1 protein-coding gene is annotated in these 534 nt (G+C 54.5%); it reads right to left on the bottom strand.

Annotated elements, in window-relative coordinates:
- Positions 1 to 534 (bottom strand): hypothetical protein (locus tag ESZ47_RS09330; protein ID WP_208797489.1); only part of this gene is annotated, 534 nt, incomplete at both ends.

The raw sequence follows: 534 nt of genomic DNA, 5'->3' as shown, positions 1-534 counted from the left end.
CCTGAGAGCACACCAGAAAGCGTTCCCGAGAGTACGCCAGAAAGTATTCCTGAGAGCACACCAGAAAGCGTTCCCGAGAGTGTTCCCGAAAGCACGCCAGAGAATGTTCCTGAAAGCACGCCAGAGAGCGTTCCCGAAAACACACCGGAAAGTGTTCCTGAGAGTACGCCGGAAAGTGTTCCTGAAAGCACACCAGAAAGCGTTCCCGAAAGCACGCCAGAGAGCGTTCCTGAGAGCACGCCGGAAAGTGTTCCCGAAAGCACACCGGAAAGTGTTCCTGAGAGCACACCAGAAAGTGTTCCCGAAAGCACGCCAGAAAGTGTTCCCGAAAGCACACCAGAAAGTGTTCCTGAGAGCACACCGGAAAGTGTTCCTGAGAGCACACCGGAAAGTGTTCCTGAGAGCACACCAGAAAGTGTTCCCGAAAGCACACCAGAAAGTGTTCCTGAGAGTACGCCGGAAAGTGTTCCTGAAGGCACACCAGAAAGCGTTCCCGAAAGCACGCCCGAGAGCGTTCCTGAGAGCACACCGGAA

The sequence above is a fragment of the Leuconostoc litchii genome (assembly GCF_008107645.1).
Lineage (GTDB): Bacteria > Bacillota > Bacilli > Lactobacillales > Lactobacillaceae > Leuconostoc > Leuconostoc litchii.
The sequence above is the reverse complement of the archived record's forward strand: the minus strand, read 5'-3'. Positions and strand labels throughout refer to the sequence as shown.